Annotated in this window: 18 protein-coding genes; 14 read left to right on the forward strand and 4 right to left on the reverse strand. The window is 61.3% G+C overall.

The window, feature by feature from the left end; translation table 11 throughout:
- Positions 1 to 3: 3 nt before the first annotated feature.
- The 6 genes from H7A77_RS16725 (at position 4) to H7A77_RS16750 (ending at position 9,211) form a co-directional block, all read left to right on the forward strand.
- The gene (locus tag H7A77_RS16725) at positions 4 to 588 is read left to right on the forward strand and encodes a nucleoside triphosphate pyrophosphatase (protein ID WP_094143402.1); all 585 of its coding nucleotides are present in this window, start codon (positions 4 to 6) and stop codon (positions 586 to 588) included.
- A 38-nt stretch (positions 589 to 626) separates the two neighbouring features.
- Positions 627 to 2,096, forward strand: a complete 1,470-nt coding sequence (rng, locus tag H7A77_RS16730) for a ribonuclease G (RefSeq protein ID WP_019453170.1) — start codon at positions 627 to 629, stop codon at positions 2,094 to 2,096.
- Positions 2,097 to 2,184: 88 nt separating this feature from the next.
- Positions 2,185 to 5,985 carry an AsmA2 domain-containing protein YhdP gene (yhdP, locus tag H7A77_RS16735; RefSeq protein ID WP_182074429.1) on the forward strand — a complete coding sequence of 1,267 codons (3,801 nt, stop codon included), beginning with the start codon at positions 2,185 to 2,187 and terminating at the stop codon, positions 5,983 to 5,985.
- Entirely contained in the window at positions 5,982 to 6,842 is an 861-nt protein-coding gene (nit1, locus tag H7A77_RS16740) for a deaminated glutathione amidase (RefSeq protein WP_182074430.1), read from the forward strand. Before yhdP ends, nit1 begins: the two co-directional genes overlap by 4 nt.
- A gap of 7 nt (positions 6,843 to 6,849) precedes the next feature.
- Positions 6,850 to 8,295 carry a metalloprotease TldD gene (gene tldD, locus H7A77_RS16745; protein ID WP_182074431.1) on the forward strand — a complete coding sequence of 482 codons (1,446 nt, stop codon included), beginning with the start codon at positions 6,850 to 6,852 and terminating at the stop codon, positions 8,293 to 8,295.
- A 151-nt stretch (positions 8,296 to 8,446) separates the two neighbouring features.
- Complete coding sequence (locus H7A77_RS16750; RefSeq protein ID WP_033644908.1) at positions 8,447 to 9,211, forward strand: CDP-diacylglycerol diphosphatase; 765 nt, start codon at positions 8,447 to 8,449, stop codon at positions 9,209 to 9,211.
- Positions 9,212 to 9,271: 60 nt separating this feature from the next.
- Here H7A77_RS16750 and H7A77_RS16755 read toward each other — a convergent pair whose 3' ends face one another.
- Together H7A77_RS16755 and H7A77_RS16760 are read right to left on the reverse strand one after the other, a co-directional pair.
- The gene (locus H7A77_RS16755; RefSeq protein WP_046687886.1) at positions 9,272 to 10,951 is read right to left on the reverse strand and encodes a PglL family O-oligosaccharyltransferase; all 1,680 of its coding nucleotides are present in this window, start codon (positions 10,949 to 10,951) and stop codon (positions 9,272 to 9,274) included.
- A 694-nt stretch (positions 10,952 to 11,645) separates the two neighbouring features.
- Positions 11,646 to 12,587: a nucleoside hydrolase gene (locus H7A77_RS16760; RefSeq protein WP_046687885.1), complete on the reverse strand. Its 942-nt coding sequence runs from the start codon at positions 12,585 to 12,587 to the stop codon at positions 11,646 to 11,648.
- A gap of 207 nt (positions 12,588 to 12,794) precedes the next feature.
- On the opposite strand from H7A77_RS16760, the gene H7A77_RS16765 reads away from it, so the two are divergent.
- Complete coding sequence (locus H7A77_RS16765; RefSeq protein ID WP_182074432.1) at positions 12,795 to 13,070, forward strand: zinc ribbon domain-containing protein; 276 nt, start codon at positions 12,795 to 12,797, stop codon at positions 13,068 to 13,070.
- Positions 13,067 to 13,411 carry a hypothetical protein gene (locus H7A77_RS16770; protein WP_033644460.1) on the forward strand — a complete coding sequence of 115 codons (345 nt, stop codon included), beginning with the start codon at positions 13,067 to 13,069 and terminating at the stop codon, positions 13,409 to 13,411. The genes H7A77_RS16765 and H7A77_RS16770 overlap by 4 nt, the downstream gene beginning before the upstream one ends.
- On the opposite strand, the gene aaeR is transcribed toward H7A77_RS16770, so the two are convergent.
- Positions 13,402 to 14,313, reverse strand: a complete 912-nt coding sequence (gene aaeR, locus H7A77_RS16775; protein WP_004936950.1) for an HTH-type transcriptional activator AaeR — start codon at positions 14,311 to 14,313, stop codon at positions 13,402 to 13,404. The two genes, H7A77_RS16770 and aaeR, sit on opposite strands and share 10 nt — an antisense overlap.
- A 314-nt stretch (positions 14,314 to 14,627) precedes the next feature.
- On the opposite strand from aaeR, the gene aaeX reads away from it, so the two are divergent.
- From aaeX to H7A77_RS16800, 5 genes are all read left to right on the forward strand, one after another.
- Positions 14,628 to 14,831 (forward strand): p-hydroxybenzoic acid efflux pump operon protein AaeX, encoded by a 204-nt coding sequence (aaeX, locus tag H7A77_RS16780; RefSeq protein ID WP_004936952.1) that lies wholly within the window; start codon positions 14,628 to 14,630, stop codon positions 14,829 to 14,831.
- 7 nt (positions 14,832 to 14,838) lie between these two features.
- The gene (gene aaeA, locus H7A77_RS16785) at positions 14,839 to 15,774 is read left to right on the forward strand and encodes a p-hydroxybenzoic acid efflux pump subunit AaeA (RefSeq protein WP_033644462.1); all 936 of its coding nucleotides are present in this window, start codon (positions 14,839 to 14,841) and stop codon (positions 15,772 to 15,774) included.
- Positions 15,774 to 17,741, forward strand: a complete 1,968-nt coding sequence (gene aaeB / locus H7A77_RS16790; protein WP_033644464.1) for a p-hydroxybenzoic acid efflux pump subunit AaeB — start codon at positions 15,774 to 15,776, stop codon at positions 17,739 to 17,741. The genes aaeA and aaeB overlap by 1 nt, the downstream gene beginning before the upstream one ends.
- A gap of 279 nt (positions 17,742 to 18,020) precedes the next feature.
- On the forward strand, positions 18,021 to 18,488 hold the full coding sequence (locus H7A77_RS16795) for a ribonuclease (RefSeq protein ID WP_182074433.1): 468 nt from the start codon (positions 18,021 to 18,023) through the stop codon (positions 18,486 to 18,488).
- Between the two features lie 5 nt (positions 18,489 to 18,493).
- Entirely contained in the window at positions 18,494 to 18,793 is a 300-nt protein-coding gene (locus H7A77_RS16800; protein WP_182074434.1) for a barstar family protein, read from the forward strand.
- A gap of 30 nt (positions 18,794 to 18,823) precedes the next feature.
- On the opposite strand, the gene yjgA is transcribed toward H7A77_RS16800, so the two are convergent.
- Positions 18,824 to 19,372 carry a ribosome biogenesis factor YjgA gene (yjgA, locus tag H7A77_RS16805; protein ID WP_004936968.1) on the reverse strand — a complete coding sequence of 183 codons (549 nt, stop codon included), beginning with the start codon at positions 19,370 to 19,372 and terminating at the stop codon, positions 18,824 to 18,826.
- A gap of 179 nt (positions 19,373 to 19,551) precedes the next feature.
- Here yjgA and pmbA point away from each other — a divergent pair, with 179 nt between their 5' ends.
- Complete coding sequence (gene pmbA, locus H7A77_RS16810; RefSeq protein WP_033644467.1) at positions 19,552 to 20,892, forward strand: metalloprotease PmbA; 1,341 nt, start codon at positions 19,552 to 19,554, stop codon at positions 20,890 to 20,892.
- Positions 20,893 to 20,981: the final 89 nt, after the last annotated feature.

The following is a 20,981-nucleotide window of genomic DNA, read 5'->3' on the forward strand; positions in this document are numbered from 1 at the left end:
TCAATGACTTCGCTTTATCTGGCCTCCGGCTCCCCACGTCGACGTGAACTGCTGACCCTGCTGGGCGTATCGTTCGACATCCTGTTGACGCATACCGAAGAGCAGCGCCGGGAAGGCGAAGCCGCAGAAGCCTATGTGCGCCGCCTGGCGCAGGACAAGGCCAACGCGGGCGTGGCGCTGGCGCAGGAAGATCGGCCGGTGCTGGGCGCCGACACCATCGTGGTGCTCAACGGCCGGGTGCTGGAGAAGCCGCGCGACGAAGCCCATGCGGCACAGATGCTGGCGGCCCTGTCGGGCAAACAGCATCAGGTGATGACGGCGGTGGCGATCGCCGATCGCCAAGACGTGCGTTGCCAGCTGGTGGTGACCGACGTGACGTTCCGCAGCCTGTCGCAACAGGATATCCGCGACTATATTGCTACGGGCGAACCGATGGATAAAGCGGGCGCCTACGGCATTCAAGGAAAGGGTGGTTGTTTCGTCAGAACGATAACCGGGAGTTATCACGCGGTGGTCGGTCTGCCACTGGTCGAAACACATGAGCTGCTCAGTAATTTTGTCGCATTACGTGATGTAAGAACCGGTTGATGGGCGCTGCCATTATCGACCGGCTCTGAGGAGAAGGCATGACAGCTGAGCTACTGGTTAATATCACACCGTCTGAAACGCGGGTCGCCTATATCGATGGCGGCATTCTGCAAGAGATTCATATCGAACGCGAATCAAAACGCGGCATCGTCGGCAATATCTATAAAGGGCGCGTCAGCCGCGTCCTGCCGGGGATGCAGGCGGCGTTCGTCGACATCGGCCTGGACAAGGCCGCCTTCCTGCACGCCTCCGACATCATGCCGCATACCGAATGCGTCGCCGGCGACGAGCGGAAAAACTTCCACGTGCGCGACATCGCCGAGCTGGTGCGCCAGGGGCAAGACCTGATGGTGCAGGTGGTGAAAGATCCGCTCGGCACCAAGGGCGCGCGTCTGACTACCGACATTACGCTGCCTTCGCGCTATCTGGTCTTCATGCCGGGCGCGGCGCACGTCGGCGTGTCGCAGCGCATTGAAAGCGAAGCCGAGCGTGAACGCCTGAAGTCCATCGTTGCGCCGCACTGCGACGAGCTGGGCGGTTTTATCATCCGCACCGCGGCGGAGGGCATCGGCGAGGAGGAGCTGGCGCAGGACGCTGCGTTCCTCAAACGCCTGTGGACCAAGGTGATGGAGCGCAAGAAGCGCAACCAGACCAAATACAAGCTGTACGGCGAGCTGGCGCTGGCGCAGCGCATCCTGCGCGACTTCGCCGGCGCGGCGCTGGATCGCATTCGCGTCGATTCGCGGTTGACGCACGATCTGCTGGTGGAGTTTACCGGCGAGTATATCCCGGACATCACCCGCAAGCTGGAGCTGTATACCGGCAGCCAACCGATTTTCGATCTGTACGATGTGGAAAACGAGATCCAGCGCGCGCTGGAGCGCAAGGTGGAGCTGAAGTCCGGCGGTTATCTGATCATCGATCAGACCGAGGCGATGACCACCGTCGACATCAACACCGGCGCCTTCGTCGGCCACCGCAACCTCGATGAAACCATCTTCAATACCAACATCGAGGCGACGCAGGCCATTGCCCGCCAGCTGCGGCTGCGCAACCTGGGCGGCATCATCATTATCGACTTCATCGATATGAACAACGAAGAGCATCGCCGCCGGGTGCTGCACTCGCTGGAGCAGGCGTTGAGTAAAGATCGGGTAAAAACCACGATCAACGGCTTCTCTCAGCTAGGCTTAGTTGAAATGACGCGTAAACGAACGCGTGAAAGCATTGAACATGTGCTCTGTCACGATTGTCCTACTTGCAATGGGCGCGGCACCGTGAAAACGGTGGAAACCGTGTGCTACGAGATCCTGCGCGAAATTGTGCGCGTGCATCACGCCTACGATTCCGATCGCTTCCTGGTGTACGCCTCCGCGGCGGTCGGCGAAGCGCTGAAGAGCGAAGAGTCGCACGCGCTGGCCGAAGTGGAGATCTTCGTCGGCAAACAGGTGAAGGTGCAGATCGAACCGTTGTACAGCCAGGAGCAGTTCGACGTCGTCATGATGTAGCCCGCCCGACATCGGTAGGGGCCCGGCACGCCGGGCCCGTCAGTGCATAGATATTCCCGTTGCCAGGCAGCGGAGCAAGGAGAACTGCGTGAGGCGACTGCCTGGGATTCTGTTAGCAACAGGCGCCACCCTAATTGTGATTGTGGCGCTGCTGATCAGCGGGCTGCGCCTGATGCTGCCGAAGCTGAACGACTACCGCCCCCAACTGCTGGCGCAGGTGGAGAAACTGTCCGGCGTGCCCGTGCGGATGGATTTCGTGCAGGGCAGCTGGGAAACGTTCGGCCCGCAGCTTGAAATGCGCAACCTGAGCGCTACGCTGCCCAAAAGCGATGTGCATATCGAGCGCGTGACGCTGGCGTTGGACGTGTGGCAGTCGCTGCTGCACTGGCGCTGGCAGTTCCGCGATCTGACCTTCTACCAATTCCGCCTCGACTTGAACGCCACGCTGGGCGGCGACCAGCAGGGCGAAGGCCTTGAGCCGGGCAAGATCAGCGATCTGATGCTGCGCCAGCTCGATCACTTCGATTTGCGCGACAGCCGTATCTCGTTCCTGACGCCCGCCGGCGCGCGCGCCGAATTCGACATTCCTCAGCTGACCTGGCTCAACGGCCGCGATCGCCACCGCGCCGAGGGGCAGATCAGCCTGTCGACGCTGAACGGCCAACACGGCGTGGTGCAGCTGCGCATGGACCTGCACGATAATCAGGGCCTGCTGGATACCGGCACGGTCTACCTGCAGGCCGATAACATCGATATGAAACCCTGGTTTACCCGCTGGCTGCGCGCCAACACCGGGCTGGAAAGCGCCGACTTCAGCCTGGCGGCCTGGCTGCAGGTGCAGAACGGCCAGATCGCCGGCGGCAATGCGTTGCTCAAGCAGGGGGCGGCCAACTGGGACACCGGCGCCGCGCAGCACCGGCTGGACGTGGATAATCTGGCGCTGTCGCTGCGCCGCCAGGGCACCGGTTGGCAGCTCGACGTGCCGCAACTGCGGTTGAGCACCGACGGCCAGACCTGGCCGCAGGGCGGGCTTTCCGCGCTGTGGCTGCCGGAAAACACCGAATTCATGGGGCCGGCGCAGAATGAAGAACTGCGTGTGCGCGCGACTGATATTCAGCTGGAGCGTCTGTCGGCGCTGTTGCCGACCTTCTCCTTCCTCAGCCCGGACGTGCTCGACCGCTGGAACGATCTGCAGCCGCAGGGGCAATTGGAAGCGCTGGCGCTGGACATCCCGCTCAAGCAGCCGGAAAAGAGCCGTTTCCAGGCGCTGTGGCGCGATGTCAGCTGGCAGCGTTGGGAACTGCTGCCGGGCGTTAACCACTTCTCCGGGGCGTTGAGCGGCGGGGTGGAGAACGGCCGCCTGACGCTGGGGCTCACCGACAGCACTCTGCCTTACGGCGACATGTTCCGCGCGCCGCTTGAAATCAGCAGCGCGCGTGGCGCGCTGACCTGGCGTTACAACGATCAGGGCTGGGAACTGGCGAGCCAGGGGCTGGACGTCAAGGCGAAGTCGCTGTGGGTCAACGGCGATTTCCGTTATCAGCAGCCGGCCAAGGGCGATCCGTGGCTGAACATCCTGGCGGGCATCCGCCTGTATGACGGCGCCGACGCCTGGCGCTATTTCCCGGAACCGTTGATGGGCAAGCATCTGGTGGACTACCTGAGCGGCGCCATTCAGGGCGGCCAGGTGGATAACGCCACGCTGATTTATTCCGGCGATCCGCAGCACTTCCCGTATCGCAAAAACGAAGGACAGTTCGAAGTCTTCGTACCGCTGCGCCATGCCACCTTCCAGTTCCAACCGGGCTGGCCGGCGCTGACCGATTTGGCGATCGATCTCGATTTCGCCAACGAGGGGCTGTGGATGCATGCGCCGCAAACCCGGTTGGGCAAGGTGGCGGGTAAAAATATCAGCGCGGTGATCCCGGATTACCTGAAAGAGCGATTGCTGATCGACGCCGAAGTCGCAGGCGCGGGCAGCGATGTGCATGACTACTTTATGCAGACGCCGTTGCACGATTCGCTGGGGGCGGCGCTGGAGCAGCTGCAAATTGGCGGCGATGTCAGTGGGCGCTTACATCTGGATATCCCGCTGGACGGCGAGCAGGTCAAAGCCACCGGTGAAGTGGCGCTGAACAATAATTCGTTGCTGATAAAACCGCTGGAAAGCGAGCTGCAGAAGCTCAGCGGCAAATTCCGTTTCAACAACGGCAATCTGGAGAGCGACACCCTGTCGGCCAACTGGTTCGGGCAACCGGTGGCGGTCAACTTCACTACGCAGGAAGGCGAGCGTGACTACAAGGTCAACGTTGGTCTGAAAGGAGACTGGCAGCCGGGCAAGTTCCCCGGCCTGCCGAAAGAGGCCGCCGATGCGCTCAGCGGCAGCGCGCCCTGGCAGAGCCAGGTGGCCATCACGCTGCCGCACCAAGGTTCGGCCAGCTACGATATCGGTCTCGACGCGGATTTGAAGAAAGTGAGCAGTCACTTACCTTCGCCGCTGGACAAGGCGCCAGGAGAGGCGCTGCCGGTGAACGTCAAGGTCAAAGGCGGTTTGAACGGCTTCATGTTGACCGGTAGCGCGGGCAAACAGAACCGTTTCAACAGTGAATGGAACTTCGATAAAAAACAGGTGAATCTGGCGCGCGCCGCTTGGCAAACCAACGGGGGCGGCACGCCGCCGCTGCCGGCCGGCAAGTCGATGACGCTGAATCTGCCGGCGTTGGACGGTGAGCAGTGGCTGGCGCTGCTCGCGCCGGCGCTGAAACAGGGCGGCGGCAGCGGCCAGGTGGGAGGTTTCAGCTTCCCCACCACCGTGGCGCTGACCACGCCGCAGTTGCTGTTGGGCGGCCAGGCCTGGCATAAGCTGACGCTGTCGGCCGAGAAACAGCTTGGCGCTACCCTCGTGAGCGCCAAGAGCGACGAAGTGGACGGCAGCCTGCGGGTGGCCGATCGCGGGCCGTGGCGCGCCGATATCAATTATCTGTATTACAACCCGCAGTTCGCAGAGACGAAAAGCGCGGCGGGCACGCCGCCGCCGCCGGAGAAAATCAGCTTCCGCGACTGGCCTTCGCTGATGTTGCGCTGCAAATCGTGCTGGGTGCTGGGGCAGAACCTCGGCAAGGTCGAGGCGGATTTGACTAATCGGGGCGATACTCTGACGCTGGATCACGGCCTGGTCGATACCGGCCAAGGGCGCATGACCGCCACCGGCCTGTGGAAACAAAACGCGCAAGAAGAGCGCAGCTCGCTGAAAGGCAAGCTGCTCGGCGGCAAGATTGATGAAACCGCCGCCTTCTTCGGCATCACCATTCCGCTCAAGGGAGCGCCATACGACGTGGATTTCGATCTGTACTGGCATGGCACGCCGTGGCAGCCGCGGGTCGATACGCTGAGCGGCGCGTTGCAGGTCAAAATGGGCAAGGGCGAGATCGACAGCATGGGCGGCGGCCGCGCCGGTCAGCTGCTGCGGCTGGTCAGCTTCGACGCCTTGCTGCGCAAGCTGCAGTTCGACTTCAGCGATACCTTCGGCAAAGGTTTCTACTTTGATTCCATCCGCAGTACCGCCTGGCTGAAAGATGGCATAATGCATACTGATAATCTATTGATCGACGGCTTGGCGGCGGATATTGCTATGAGCGGCCAGATCGATTTGGCGCGCCGCCGCATCGATATGGAAGCGGTGGTGGCGCCGGCGATTTCAGCGACCGTCGGCGTGGCCACGGCGTTTGTCGTTAACCCGATCGTCGGCGCGGCGGTGTTCGCCGCCTCGCAGGTGCTGGGGCCGCTGTGGAGCAAGATTTCGCTGATTCGCTACCATATCGGCGGCGATCTCGACCAGCCGAAGATCAATGAGGTACAGCGTAAGTCAAAGGAGGATAAGGCGTCATGAGGAATGCTAACGTTGCGTTGTTGCAGTTGTGCAGTGGCGATCAGGTGCGCGATAACCTGGCCCAGATTGAACAGCAGATTAAGCAGCTCAATGCCGGGGTAAAACTGGTCATGACGCCGGAGAACGCGCTGCTGTTCGCCAACTCCGCAGCCTACCGCCAACAGGCGGAAAAACAGGGCGATGGCCCGCTGCAGAATGCGGTGCGCGAACTGGCGCGCCGCTATGGCGTGTGGTTGCTGGTGGGCTCGATGCCGCTCGTCAGCCGTGATAACCCGGAGCTTATCACCACCAGCAGCCTGTTGTTCGACGAGCAGGGCGAGATCCGCGCCCGCTACGACAAGCTGCACATGTTCGATGTGGACATCAACGACGCGCACGGCCATTACCGCGAGTCGGATACCTACCAGCATGGGCAGCACCTGACGGTGGTGGATACGCCGGTCGGGCGTTTGGGCATGACCATATGCTACGATCTGCGCTTCCCCGCGCTGTTCCAGGCGCTGCGGGCGCAGGGCGCCGAACTGATTTCGGTGCCGGCGGCCTTTACGCGGGTAACCGGCGAGGCGCATTGGGAAATCCTGCTGCGCGCCCGAGCGATCGAGAACCAGTGCATGATCCTGGCGCCGGCGCAGGTGGGGCGCCACGGGCCGACCCGTCGCACCTGGGGCCACACGCTGGCCGTCGACGGCTGGGGCAAGGTACTGGCCGAGAACCCGGACGCCGTGGCGGCACTGAAGGTGCGCGTGGACGCCGCAAGCCTGAAAAATATTCGTGCGCAGATGCCGGTGCTGCAGCACAACCGATTCCAGACGTCGCTGACGGCGCCGTCTGACAAGTTATCCTCCAATCAAGAGTGAAACCATTATGAGTCTGACGTTTGTCAGTGAGCAGTTACTCGCTACCAACAAGCTGAGTCATCAAGACCTGTACTCGGTACTGGGTCAACTGGCAGAACGCCGTATCGACTACGCCGATCTCTATTTTCAGTCCAGCTATCACGAAGCCTGGGTGATCGAGGACGGTATCATCAAGGATGGCTCTTACAATATCGATCAGGGCGTCGGCGTGCGCGCCGTCAGCGGTGAGAAGACCGGGTTCGCCTATGCCGATCAGATCACTCTGAATGCGCTGCAGCAGAGCGCCCTGGCGGCGCGCAGCATCGTGCGCGAGCAGGGCGACGGGCGGGCGCATACCCTGGGCGAAATCGGTTATCGAGCGCTGTACCCGCTGCTCGATCCGCTGCAAAGCCTGCCGCGCGAAGAGAAAATCGCCCTGTTGCACCGCGTCGACAAGGTGGCGCGCGCCGCCGATGCGCGGGTGCAGGAAGTGAACGCCAGCATCACCGGCGTTTACGAGCAGGTGTTGGTGGCCGCCACCGACGGCACGCTGGCGGCGGACGTTCGCCCGCTGGTGCGCCTTTCCGTCAGCGTGCTGGTGGAGCAGGACGGCAAGCGTGAGCGCGGCTCCAGCGGCGGCGGCGGCCGTTTCGGCTATGACTACTTCCTGGAAACCGTCGACGGCGACGTGCGCGCCGACGCTTACGCTAAAGAAGCGGTGCGCATGGCGCTGGTCAACCTCGGCGCGGTAGCGGCGCCGGCCGGCAATATGCCGGTGGTGTTGGGCGCCGGCTGGCCGGGCGTGCTGCTGCACGAAGCGGTGGGCCATGGCCTGGAAGGCGACTTCAACCGGCGCGGCACCTCGGTGTTCAGCGGCCATATGGGCGAGCGGGTGGCGTCTGAGCTGTGTACCGTGGTGGACGACGGCACCCTGCAAGGGCGCCGCGGTTCGCTGGCGATCGACGACGAAGGCGTGCCGGGCCAGTACAACGTGCTGATCGAAAACGGCGTGCTGAAAGGCTACATGCAGGACAAGCTCAACGCGCGCCTGATGGGCGTCGCGCCGACCGGCAACGGCCGCCGCGAGTCCTACGCGCATCTGCCGATGCCGCGCATGACCAACACCTACATGCTGGCGGGTAAATCGACGCCGGAAGAGATCATCGCCAGCGTTGAATACGGCCTGTACGCGCCGAACTTTGGCGGCGGCCAGGTGGATATCACCTCCGGCAAGTTCGTGTTCTCCACCACCGAAGCCTATCTGATCGAGAAGGGCCGCATCACTAAACCGGTGAAGGGGGCGACGCTGATCGGCTCCGGCATCGAGGCGATGCAGCAGATCTCGATGGTCGGCAACGATCTGGCGCTCGATAAAGGCGTGGGCGTGTGCGGCAAAGAAGGCCAGAGCGTGCCGGTGGGCGTCGGCCAACCGACGCTGAAACTGGACACGCTCACCGTCGGCGGCACGGCGTAATTTTTCCTCCAGGGGCCACGCGTTGGCCCCTCAATCATGCTCCATTTTGCGGCCTTTCTCGCATTCGTAACGCTAAGCGCGGCAGGACGCCGTAGCCTGCACGATATAATGGAATAAAATTGACGTGGCGAAAAAACAGAGCAATACGATGATGACGCGTCTGGCTATACCCGCCCGGCGTTGGCTGCTGGCGCTGGGCGTCCTGTCCCTGACGGGCTGCGCCCGCTCCGATGCGCTGTGGGGCGTGGTCGATAAGCTTTGCATGGCCAATTATCAGCAAAAGCGCGATCCGGCGCCCTGTGAGCAGATTTATATGCCGCAGGGGAAGGCCCAGGGCTTTAGCGTGCTGCAAAATCCGCGTTACCCCTATCATTTTATTCTGGTTCCGACGGCGCCGCTCTCCGGCATCGAAAGCCCGCAGCTGTTGGCCGGGGAACGGACGGACTATTTTGGCTATGCCTGGCTGATGCGTTATCGGCTGGCCGCCGAATATGGCGGGCCGGTGCCGGATGATATGTTGGGCATGGCGATCAACTCCGCATACGGCCGCAGCCAAAACCAATTGCATATTCACCTGACCTGTCTGCGTGAGGACGTGCGGCGTCAATTGCAGGCGGAACGTCCCTACATACAGGAACAATGGCGGCCCTTGCCGGATAAGCTGTTGCGCCACACCTACTACGCGCGCCGCGTGATGCAGCCAACCGCGATGGGCGTTTACCCGATTAAGGATCTGGCGGATTATTTCCATCTGTCGCCGCCGCAGATGGCGGAATATGGCGTGGCGTTAGTGCCCACTACGTTTGGCGGCCAACGGGGGTTTATTTTGCTGGCCTCGAAGCGCGGCTGGGACGTCGGCAACCGCGCTTCGGTAGAATCGCTGCTGGATAAAGAGTGCGCGATTTTGCCGCGTTAATTTTGCGACATAAAATGACGCAGGTGAGAGCGGCGAAGCATCGCTCTCACCTCGTTGTCCCTACCTGAACCGCGCATCCCGCGCAAACAGAAAAGCGGCTTCCCGCTGGCGAGCATCGGCTTGTGCCTGATCCCCCTGATAGCGCAAGATCATGATCAGCGTGGCGTAGACGTTGGCGTCGATGCGGTGCTGCAGATAGGCATTGGCCCACTGCCGATAGCCGGTCAACAGGGCATCATCGCGCGTTTGGTTATAGACCAGCAGCGCGTGAGATTGCTCGTCGAAGGTTTTGCGCTCCCGGTAGATCCAGGCGGCCGGCGGCGGCATCTGCTCGATGCTGTCGATGTTGGCCAGCATAGTGCGCTCCGACTGAGTGAGCGCCATGCGCCCTTGCCAGGCGAAGGCCGCCATCACCAGCACGCCGAGCGCCGCAAGCGCCACCGGCAGGCTCAGGGCTTTGGCGAACGGCAGCGGGCGGGGCTCGCCGGTTTGGCCGTCCAGCAGCGCCAGCAGCAGCAGAAACGCCAGCCAGTGCGGCGCAGACAGATAGAAAGGGTATTCCAGCTGAGTGTGTATCAGCATCGGCAGCAGCACCAGGAACAGGCCGACGCGCGCACCGTTCTGCTGTTCTCGATCCCGTTGCCAGGCGCTTTTCAGCAGCCGTACGCCGGCGGCAAGGACGATAGCGATACCCGCCAGCGCCGTCAGGCCGCCCTCGACCCACCACAGCAGGATTTCATTGTGCGGATGCCCGGCGACTTCCAGCACTTCTCTCCAGGGCATTGTCTGCAGGCGGAAGTGCGCGAAGCTGTATTCAAAGCCGCCGTAGCCCCAGCCCAGCAGCGGCTTGGCCAGGATCATGGCGCCGACGTCGTGCAGCATGGTCAGGCGCGCGCTGTTGGAAAGCTCCCGTCCGATCAGGCCAGCGCGGCCATCCAGACCAAAACCGGTGAACAGCACCGTCAGACCGATCGCGGCGCCCAGCAGCAGCGCGCCGCCGGCCCAGCGGCTTGCGGCCGGGCGTTGGCGGGCAAAGCGCCACAGCAGCAGCGCCGCCGCCAATGCGGCCCCCAACCAGGCGGCGCGCGACTGGATCAGCACCAGCAGGGCGGAGAAAGCGGCCAGCAGCGCGAGCAGCGGGATTTGCCGCCGTGTCGGCGCAGAGAAGGGAGCCAGCAGCAGCCAGAGCGCCAAAGCCAGCCCGGTGGCGATAAAGCTGCCCAGCACGTTCGGCTGCTGAAAGACGCCGTAGACCCGGCCGCCGTTAGGGGATACCCAGGCCAGCGCGGGGGCGAACAGCTGTAAAGCCGCCAACAACGCCTGAATGCCGACGGCAAACAACAGGCCGAACAGCAGCAGCTCGCGCTGCCGTGCGGTGACGCGCAGCTGCAGGCAGGCGACATAGAACAACCAACCGCCGAGCAAACCGGCGCAGCGCCACAGGGCGTCTTCGCGCCATTCGGGGCGGGTATACAGCAACGGCAGCGCCAGCACGGCGATGCCGAGCAGCAACAGGCGCGCGGTGGGCGTGAGCGAAAGGTGGATGCGACCCAGGCAAACGGTAAACGTCACGATCAGCGTAGTGAGCGCCATGACGCCCCAGGCCAGAATGTTTTGCGGCAGCGCCAGACCGTCGCCGCCCATGTTGGGATGATAGACCGGCAGGACCGCCGCCATCCAGATCAGCAGCAGGGGCAGCACGGCGATGGTCGCTGCGTTAGCGGGAGATTTATCGGCCATGGTTAACCTGCCAAGGCCTGATAGCGTTTATTAAATGCATGCTTTGATTATTCCCTATCCTTTATCCTGGTGTTGAAATGCGTGTAATGTTGAAATCGAAAATGTCTCACGGGAAATTTAAACCGTCTTTATGGTAAAGCGATAAATAATGTTTGCCCTGAGAATGCGCGAGGCTGTTTGCCCAAAGAAAGGTTAAGCCGTATTTTTCACTCGCAAAAGGCATTTTTGTTGTTTGCAAAAACAGACGCGCTATTTTCTCAAATCTATTGTGATTCAGTCAATTTTTAATCTTAATGTTGTTTTTATTAATTAAAATCAATGGGTTGTTTGTGGTTCTTGCGTGTGTGGATATCGTGGGGTATCCCGGCAACGGCCTAGATTGGCAGGCAGTGTGAAGAATAAAAGAGGTATCTGCTTGTTTAATTGATGCCGTCAATGGCGGCGTGACGGTGGAGATTTACTTCATCGTTTTCCATTGCTGATTTTTAAATTCAATGTGATTTTCATGGTTTTAATTTTATTAAGATTCTTCCTGTCTTTATCTGTTTTTTTAAATTTTCATGAAATAATTTATTATTAGGATTGTTCTGCTGCATTGGAAATAAAAGCGGTTATGACTTGAGCCTCCCCGTTGCCGCGGCAGAATACAGACTAACGCGCCTGCCCAAGCGCGTTAATCTCGTCTCTTGTGCGCTTACTCCACGTCGCCGATCCGCTCCAGCGCATCCACCACCAGATCCCAGAATTTATCCTGATCCAGTTTGACCGCGACCTGGGTGTGGCAGTCCGGCGGCGGCGGCGCGCGGAAGTCCGCGACCGTCATGCCCAACGTCAGGGTGCCGGTCAGCTCGATATCCACCGGCACTTTGCGCACCGACATAACGCTCGGATCGATCACATAGGCCACTGCGCAAGGATCGTGCACCGGCGGGGCGCTGAAGCCCTGCGCCTGTTGGTACATACGGCCAAAGAATGCCAGCAGTTCGCCGACGAAGGTGGCCGGCCGGGTGCCGAGGGTGGCGATGCGTTCGCAGACTGCCGGCGTGGCCAGCGCCTGGTGGGTGAGATCCAGCCCGACCATGGTCAGCGGCCATTTTTCATTGAACACGATGTGCGCCGCCTCGGGATCGATTTTGATATTGAACTCCGCCACCGCGCTCCAGTTGCCCACATGATAGCCGCCGCCCATCAGCACCACTTCCTTGACCCGCTCGGCAATGCGCGGCTCTTTACGCACCGCCATGGCGATATTGGTCAGGCCGCCGGTCGGCACCAGCGTCACGCTGCCGGGCGGGTGGGCCATCACGGTATCGATGATCAGATCCACCGCGTGGCGCGAGTCCAGCTGCAGGTGAGGCTCCGGCAGCACCGGGCCATCGAGGCCGGAGTCGCCGTGAATGTCGGGTGCCACTTCGATATTGCGCACCAGCGGGCGCGGGCAGCCGGCGGCGAAGGGCACGCCGGTGATATTGGCGATGCGCGCCACCGCGAGGGCGTTGCGCGTCACTTTGTCCAGCGTTTGGTTACCCACCACGGTGGTGACCGCCAGCAGGTCGATCTGCGGATTGCCCCAGGCCAGCAGCAGGGCGATGGCGTCGTCATGCCCCGGGTCACAGTCCAGTATGATTTTTTTCATGGTTATTCCTGATGCAGGGAGAGGTGCCCGCAGCATAACGCAGCGCAGCGGCGTGGGATAATGCCGATGATGCTTTTGTTAACGGCATCAAAGCCTTGCCATTATTACGATGTAATGAAACGTAAATCCTCATCGCCGGGCTTTACCCTGGAGTTTACTCCAGGGTTTACAGTGAGCTTCAGCGTGAATGCACAGAGGAGAGGCGGGATGAGCTTACTGAAAAGGTTGTTGGGGCAAGGCGGTATTAACGGCGGTCATCAGCGTGCGAGCCACGGCGGTGGGCATCATGGCAACCGCTATAACCAGCATGGCGAGCCGGGGCCGCAGTGCCCGGAATGCCGGGCCGTGAATAAATCGGGCGCGCGTTATTGCCACCGCTGCGGCCAGCCGTTTGCCGCGGCGAGCGCCACCTGCGGACAGTGCGCCGCGCCGCTGCCGCCGGGGAGCCGCTTTTGTCCGCAGTGCGGCGGCGGTGTGCCGTGAATCGGGGCGGCTGGACGGTCGCGCTGCTGCTCGGCGCCATGGCGCTGTGGACGTTGCTGGCCTGGGGCGTATCCGGCCTGCTGACCTGGCTGCCGACGTTGGCGGAGGCGGCCGGAAACGCAACGTTGCCGGTGAACGGTGCGCTGAGCCTGGTGCCGCAGACGGTGTTGGACACCTGGCTGCCGTGGCTGAAACAGCTGGGCAGCGGGCTGGCGAGCTATTTTCCTCTGCTGCTGGCCTGGGCGGGCTACGCCGTCTGGCTGCTGTGGGGCATCGGCATGTTGGCGCTGATGCTGCTGGCCGCGCTGGCGCGCCGCTATTTAAGCGCTGCTCAGCGATAGCCCTGATAGACCGCCGCTACGCGTTCGAAATAGTCGGTTAAATAGTTGATGCACACCTGTACCTTCAGCGGCAGTTTGTCCTTCTCGGTATAGAGCGCGTAGATCGGCCGCGGATCCGAATGGTAGCTTTTGAACAGGATCTCGATCTCGCCGCGTTTGATCTCTTCGATCACCCACATCAGCGGGGCGTAGGCGATGCCGGCGCCGTTTTTCAGCCAACGGATCATGGTGGAGGAGTCGTTGGTGACGAAGCGCCCCTGCGGGGAAATGCGCGTGGTGATGCCTTCCGGCGACATCAGTTCGAATTCGCTGTCGGGCCGCACGCTGTACTCCAGCCAGGAAAAGTTGACCATGTCGCTCGGCTTCTGCGGCGTGCCGTGCTGGCTCAGGTAGCTTTTGGCGGCGCACACCACCATCGGCATCTGCCCCAGGCGGCGCGAGAACAGACTCGAGTCTTGCAGCGCGCCGGTGCGGATCACCAGATCCAGACCGTCGGTGATCAGATCCGGCGCCGGTATACCGGTCACCAGGTTGACCGTCAGACCCGGGTACTCTTTCATCATCTCGGCGGTCATGTTCGCCAGCACGTTTTGCGCCATGGTGGACGAGCTGCCGATGCGCAGCGTGCCGGCGGGCGTATTGTTAAACGCGTACAGCTGCTCATGCACTTCGCTGACTTCCTGCAGCATGCGTCGGCAGCCCTGATAGTAAATCTTGCCGGCCTCGGTTAGGCCGATGCTGCGCGTGCTGCGGTTCAACAGCTTGACCTGCAGCTCATTTTCCAGTTTCGAGACGGTTTGGCTGATCGATGAAACGCTCATGTCGAGTTGGCGCGCGGCCGCGGTAAACGACCCGAACTCAACCACTTTGGCGAATACCGACATGCGTTTTAATCTTTCCATTATTCACTCTGGCTTAAAAGTGATTTAGATCACAGATTGTTGATGCCTTGATAGTAAGCAGGCTAATATAACGTGGTCGGGTGAATAGACCTCACCAACGTGCGAGAGCGAGCGGCGACGTCATCCTGCCGCTCCTCCGGCACCCTCGCAATCCCTGTCGTGGATGTCTGCCCCAAAGTTTAACCTTTTTTCGGGTTCGTGACCTGGACAAGCTGCCTGGTCAAGATTTGTGGCGCGCGCACGCTAAAATGTAAAGAGAATGTGAATGGCGAGACCTGTCTTTCCCCGGCGCAGTGAACAATAAGGAAAAAGTGATGAGTTTGCTTCCGGTTATGGTCATCTTCGGACTGTCGTTTCCGCCGGTGTTTTTCGAGCTGCTGGTGTCGCTGGCGCTGTTTTTTCTCTTGCGCCGCCTGCTGCAGCCGACGGGGATTTACGATTTTGTCTGGCATCCGGCGCTGTTTAATACCGCGCTGTATTGCTGCTTGTTTTATCTGATTTCGTGTCTTTTTGTTTGAGGTCGCTGTGAAAAATTTTTCGATAAAAATAACCCGAATCGCGATCACTTTGATTCTTGTGCTGCTGGGCATTGCCGCGGTATTCAAGGCCTGGGTGTTCTACACCGAGTCGCCGTGGACGCGTGACGCCAAGTTTACCGCCGACGTGGTGGCGATCGCGCCGGACGTCAGCGGCCTGCTGACCGACGTGCCGGTGGTGGACAACCAACTGGTCAAGAAAGGCCAGGTGCTGTTCGTGGTCGATCGGCCGCGTTATGAGCAGGCCTTGGCGGAAGCCGGCGCCGACGTCGCCTACTATCAGACGCTGGCGGCGGAAAAACGGCGTGAGGCCGGCCGCCGCGTGAAGTTGGGCGTGCAGGCGATGTCGCAGGAAGAGATTGACCAGTCGAACAACTCGCTGCAGACCGTGCAGCACCAGCTGGCGAAGGCCATTGCGGCGCGCGAGCTGGCGCAGTTGGATCTGGAGCGCACCACGGTGCGCGCCCCGGCCGATGGCTGGATCACCAACCTCAACGTACACGCCGGTGAATACATCACCCGCGGGTCGGTCGCGGTGGCGCTGGTGAAGAAAGATTCCTTCTACATCCTGGCGTACCTGGAAGAGACCAAGCTGAACGGCCTGAATAAGGGCGATCGCGCGGAGATTACCCCGCTCGGCAGCAACCGCATCATGCATGGCACCGTCGATAGCGTGGCGGCGGCGGTGAACAACAGCAGCAGCACGGTGAACAACAAAGGGTTGGCCTCGATCGACAGCAACCTGGAGTGGGTGCGCCTGGCGCAGCGCGTGCCGGTGAAGATCCTGCTGGACGCCAAGGACCAACAGCATCCGTACCCGGCCGGCACCACCGCCACCGTGGTGATCGTCGGCAAGAACGATCGCAATGCCGACAGCGGCTCGCCTTTTGTGCGCCTGATGCACCGGCTGCGTGAGTTCGGCTAATGAGCAGCCCAACCTTTATCCGGCTGAGATTTGCCTTCAAACTCAGCTTCGCGATTGTGTTTGCGCTGTTCGTCGGCTTCCATCTCAATCTGGAAACCCCGCGCTGGTCGGCGATGACCGCCGCCATCGTCGCCGCCGGCCCGGCCTTTGCCGCCGGCGGTGAACCCTTCTCCGGCGCCATTCGCCATCGCGGCTGGCTGCGCATCATCGGCACCTTTATCGGCTGCTTCGTCGGCCTGCTCATCATCATCACCACCGCCCGCGCGCCGGTAGTGATGCTGATGCTGTGCTGCATGTGGGCCGGTTTCTGCACCTGGCTCTCTTCGCTTATCAAGGTGGAGAACTCCTACGCCTGGGGGCTGGCCGGCTATACCGCGCTGATCATCATCGTGACGGTCGCCACCAGCGAGGCCCACCTGCTGGAAGCGCCGCAGTTCGCCATCGAGCGTTGCAGCGAGATCGTGCTGGGGATCGTCAGCGCCGTGTTGGCCGATCTGCTGTTTTCGCCGCGTTCGATCAAGCAGGACATCGATCGGGCGGTGGATAAGCTGCTGGTGGATCAATACCGCCTGATGCAGATGTGCATCAGCCATGCCGATAAAGAGGACATCGACCGCGCCTGGAGCAATCTGGTGAAGAGCACCACGGCGCTGGACGGCATGCGCAACAACCTGATGATGGAATCCTCGCGCTGGCAGAAGGTCAACCGACGGGTGAAAGCGCTGCATACCCTGTCGCTGACGCTGATCACCCAGGCCTGTGAAACCTATCTGATCTTGTTGAATCACCCGCAGGCGCTGAAAGAAAGTTTGCGGGAACAGCTGATGGTTCCGGCGGAGACCCCGCAGGAAATCCACAAGCGCATGAAGCTGTTGCGCCAGGTGCTGACCACGCATCGCTCCGAGGAAACGCTGCCGACCATCACCGGCTGGGTCGGCGCGGCGACGCGCTACCTGCTGCTGTCGAAAGGCGTGCACACCAACTGCAGCATCAGCGCGGTGGAAGAGGGCGTATTGAGCAATGAAACCGTGGTCAAGCCGACCTCGGCGGAAGGGCATCACGCGATGATCAACGGCCTGCGCACCTTTGTGGCGACGGCCTTCGGCTGCCTGCTGTGGCTGTGGACCGGCTGGACGTCCGGCAGCGGTTTTATGGTGATCATTGCGGTGATCACCTCGCTGGCGATGCGCACCCCGGCGCCGCGCATGGTGGCGATGGATTTCGTGCTGGGCATGCTGGCGGCAATCCCGGTCGGTTCTCTGTTCTTCATGGTGATCCTGCCGGCGACCCAGCAGAGCATTTTGCTGCTGTGTCTCAGCCTAGGCCTGCTGGCGTTTTTCATCGGCATCGAGGTGCAGAAGCGGCGGCTCGGTTCGCTGGGGCTGTTGGCGGGGACCATCAACATTCTGGTGCTGAGCAACCCGATGGAGTTCAACGTGACCCAGTTTCTCGACGGGGCGCTGGGCCAGTTCCTCGGCAGCTGCGTCGGGCTGATGGTGCTGCTGCTGATCCGCGATAATTCGCGCGAACGCACCGGCCGCACGTTGCTCAACCAGTTCGTCAGCAGCGCGGTGTCGGCGCTGACCACCAAGGCGGCGCGCCGTCGGCAAAACCACCTGCCCGCGCTGTATCAGCAGCTTAATCAGCTGCTGATGATGTTCCCGAACGACATCGCCAAGTATCGTCTGGCGCTGAACCTGATCATCGCCCACCAGCGCATGCAGCGAGCGGAAATTCCGGCCAGCGAAGAGCTGTCGGCCTTCCACCGCCAGATCCGCAGCACCGCCGATCGGGTGGTCTCCGCCAAGAACGACGTCAAGCGCGCCTACTACTACGATCGCTTGCTGGGCGAAATGAACGAGTACCAACAGAAGCTGGTCGACAATCAGGCGCCGCTCAGCGTCACCGGGCCGGTGAAACGCCTGGCCGACATGTTGCACCGCTACCGCCACGCCTTGATCGATTGATGCGTTCCCTCCTGTTGCGCCGCGCTGTGCGGCGCCTTCCCTGACTATACTGTAAGCAGTCGTTGTTCGGCGGGCCGTCTCAGAGCAGGCGGCTCGTTTTCAGAGAGACTCCGAGTGCCAGAACGGCTGGAAAGTGGCATCATTGATATGAATGGATGAAACCCTCACCGCCGCGAAAACGCAACGTGTCGGTCATCTTAGTTTCATCCAGCTCGACTATATAGCTAACTAGCCTGGGGGAGCTGCGGTGCCTCCGGCGGCATAATTTCAGGGAATGTCATGAACAAGCGGATTCTGTTGGCGATTGTCATCGCCGTGGTCATCGCCGTCTTCAGCGCGTTGCGCGGCAACGAGCACCGTGCGATCGGCGGCAATGCGGCGGTGGTGCAAGCCCCGGCGGGGCAGCAACAGAGCATCGATCGGCTCACGCAGCAGCAAACGGTGGTGAGTTACCTGCAGCAGCATCAGCGGCTGCCGGATTATTACATCACCAAGAAGCAGGCGCGCGAGCGGGGCTGGGACCCGCGTTCAGGCAACCTCTGTTCGGTATTGCCGGGCAAGGCGATTGGCGGCGATCGATTTTCTAACCGTGAAGGGCAACTGCCGAGCGCCGGCGGCCGGGTCTGGCGTGAAGCGGACATCAATTACCAGTGTGGCCGGCGCGGCGCCGATCGCCTGCTGTATTCGAGCGACGGTCTGATCTTCGTCTCGCGTGACCATTACAAAAACTTCATTCGTGTGGAGTGAGTTTGATGGCAAAAGTAGAGTTTGATTTTGAGCAGATCCATGATGTGCCGGCCTTCTACCGCGATTTCGCGCATAAGTTTGCGCTGGACGAGGGGTTTGGCGCCAACCTCGACGCGCTGTGGGACGTGGTGACCGGCGATATCGGTCTGCCGGTGGAAATCGAGTTCACCCACCTCAATGCCCGCAGCAAGCGTCGTTTTGGCGCGATCATTCTGCTGTTTGAAGAAGCGGAAGAAGAGCTGGAAGGCAGCCTGCGTTTCAATATCCGCGAAAGCAGCGGCGAACCGGCGCATCACCGGGGATGAAACGGGTTCATCCCGGGATGGCGGCGGCGCTTAGTCAGCCGCTTCGGCCAGCTCGCGCAGGTATTGGAAGATCTGGCGGTAAGCCTTAGGCGGCTTGTTGGCGGCCTTCTCTTTCTGCGCATTGCGCACCAGTGAACGCAGCTGTTGACGATCGGCGGCCGGATACAGATCCAGGATCGACGGAATGACGTCATCGCCTTCTTCCACCAGGCGGTCGCGCAGCGCTTCCAGCTTATGGAACAGCGAAACCTGCTGGTTGTGGCGGTTTTTCAGCTTGTCGAGCGCGGTCTGGATCGGCTCGATATCGCGGGCGCGCAGCATCTTGCCGATCAGCTGCAGCTGACGGCGACGGCCTTCTTTCTTGATCTTCTGCGCCAGCTCGATGGCGGCGCGCAAATCTTCGTCCAACGGAATGCGATCCAGCGCGTTTTTGCCCAGATCGACCATTTCGGCCCCCAGGTCTTTCAGCGCTTCGGCATCACGTTTAATTTCACTTTTACTGACCCAGATAATCTCGTCATCGTCCTCGTTTTCATTCTCCGGGACATCGTCGAGCCAGTCTTCAGGCTGTTTGTTCATGGTAGGCTCCGTTAAAAAGAGGCTAATCCTAACAGGTTGCCGGCTTTATGCGAAATTCAACGCGGTTCCTGTTAGACTCAACGGCAGAGATCTCAGGATTTTTGCGCGCCGCCCCGCGTGCACAACTACGCCGCTCCGGCACTTTTCTCAACGATTTTCTGATTAATTATGGCAGATTGATGAAAGTAGTCACTCAAGTTGCAGAACAGCGCAAGGCGCTGGAACAGGCCGTTTCTCAGGCTCTGGAGCTGGCATGCGCCGGTTCCGACGCGGCGGAAGTCGCGGTCACCAAATCGACCGGTATCAGCGTCAGCACCCGCTTCGGCGAGGTGGAAAACGTCGAGTTCAACAGCGATGGCGCGCTGGGCATCACCGTGTATCACCGTCAGCGCAAAGGCAGCGCTTCTTCCACCGATCTCAGCCCGGATGCCATCGCCCGCACCGTACAGGCGGCGCTGGACATCGCGCGTTACACCTCTGAAGATCCCTGCGCCGGCCCGGCGGAGAAAGATTTGTTGGCGTTTGAGGCGCCGGATCTCGATCTGTTCCACCCGACCGAGCTGGACGCCGAGCGCGGCATCGAGCTGGCGGCGCGCGCCGAGCAGGCTTCGCTGGCGGCGGACAAACGCATTACCAACACCGAAGGCGGCAGCTTCAACAGCCACTACGGCATCAAGGTGTTCGGCAACAGCCACGGCATGCTGCAAAGCTACTGTTCCAGCCGTCATTCGCTGTCCAGCTGCGTCATTGCGGAGCAGGACGGCGACATGGAGCGGGATTACGCTTACACCATCGGCCGTGCGATGGGCGATCTGCACAGCCCCGAGTGGGTGGGGCAGGAGTGTGCCCGCCGCACGCTGGCGCGTCTCGCGCCGCGTAAACTGTCGACCATGAAGGCGCCGGTGCTGTTCGCCTCCGAAGTGGCCACCGGGCTGTTCGGCCATCTGGTGGGGGCCATCAGCGGCAGCAGCGTCTACCGCAAATCCACTTTCCTGCTGGACGCGCTCGGCAAGCAGATCCTGCCGTCGTGGCTGACCGTCGAGGAACACCCGCATCTGCTGAAAGGGCTGGCATCAACGCCGTTCGACAGCGAGGGCGTGCGCACCCAACGGCGCGATATCGTCAAGGATGGCGTGCTGCAAACCTGGCTGATGACCAGCTACTCGGCGCGCAAGCTTGGCCTGCACAGCACCGGCCATGCCGGCGGCATCCATAACTGGCGTATTGCCGGGCAGGGCGCAGACTTCGCCGGCATGCTGAAACAGCTTGGCACCGGCCTGGTGGTTACCGAATTGATGGGCCAGGGCGTCAGCGGCGTCACCGGCGATTATTCTCGCGGCGCCGCCGGTTTTTGGGTGGAAAATGGCGAGATCCAGTACCCTGTCAGCGAGATCACCATCGCCGGCAACCTGAAAGACATGCTGCGCAACATCGTCAGCGTCGGCAGCGATATCGAAACCCGCAGCAATATCCAGTGCGGTTCGGTGCTGCTGCCGGAAATGAAGATCGCCGGCCAGTGATCCTCTGTGCGGTCGGCGCCCGCCGGCCGCGCGTTATCCCGTCTCAACCTTGCTTACAAATCTCCGGTTTCGATTTTGCCCGGCCTTGC

This window comes from Serratia sp. ME47 (assembly GCF_903970925.1).
GTDB lineage: Bacteria > Pseudomonadota > Gammaproteobacteria > Enterobacterales > Enterobacteriaceae > Serratia > Serratia ureilytica.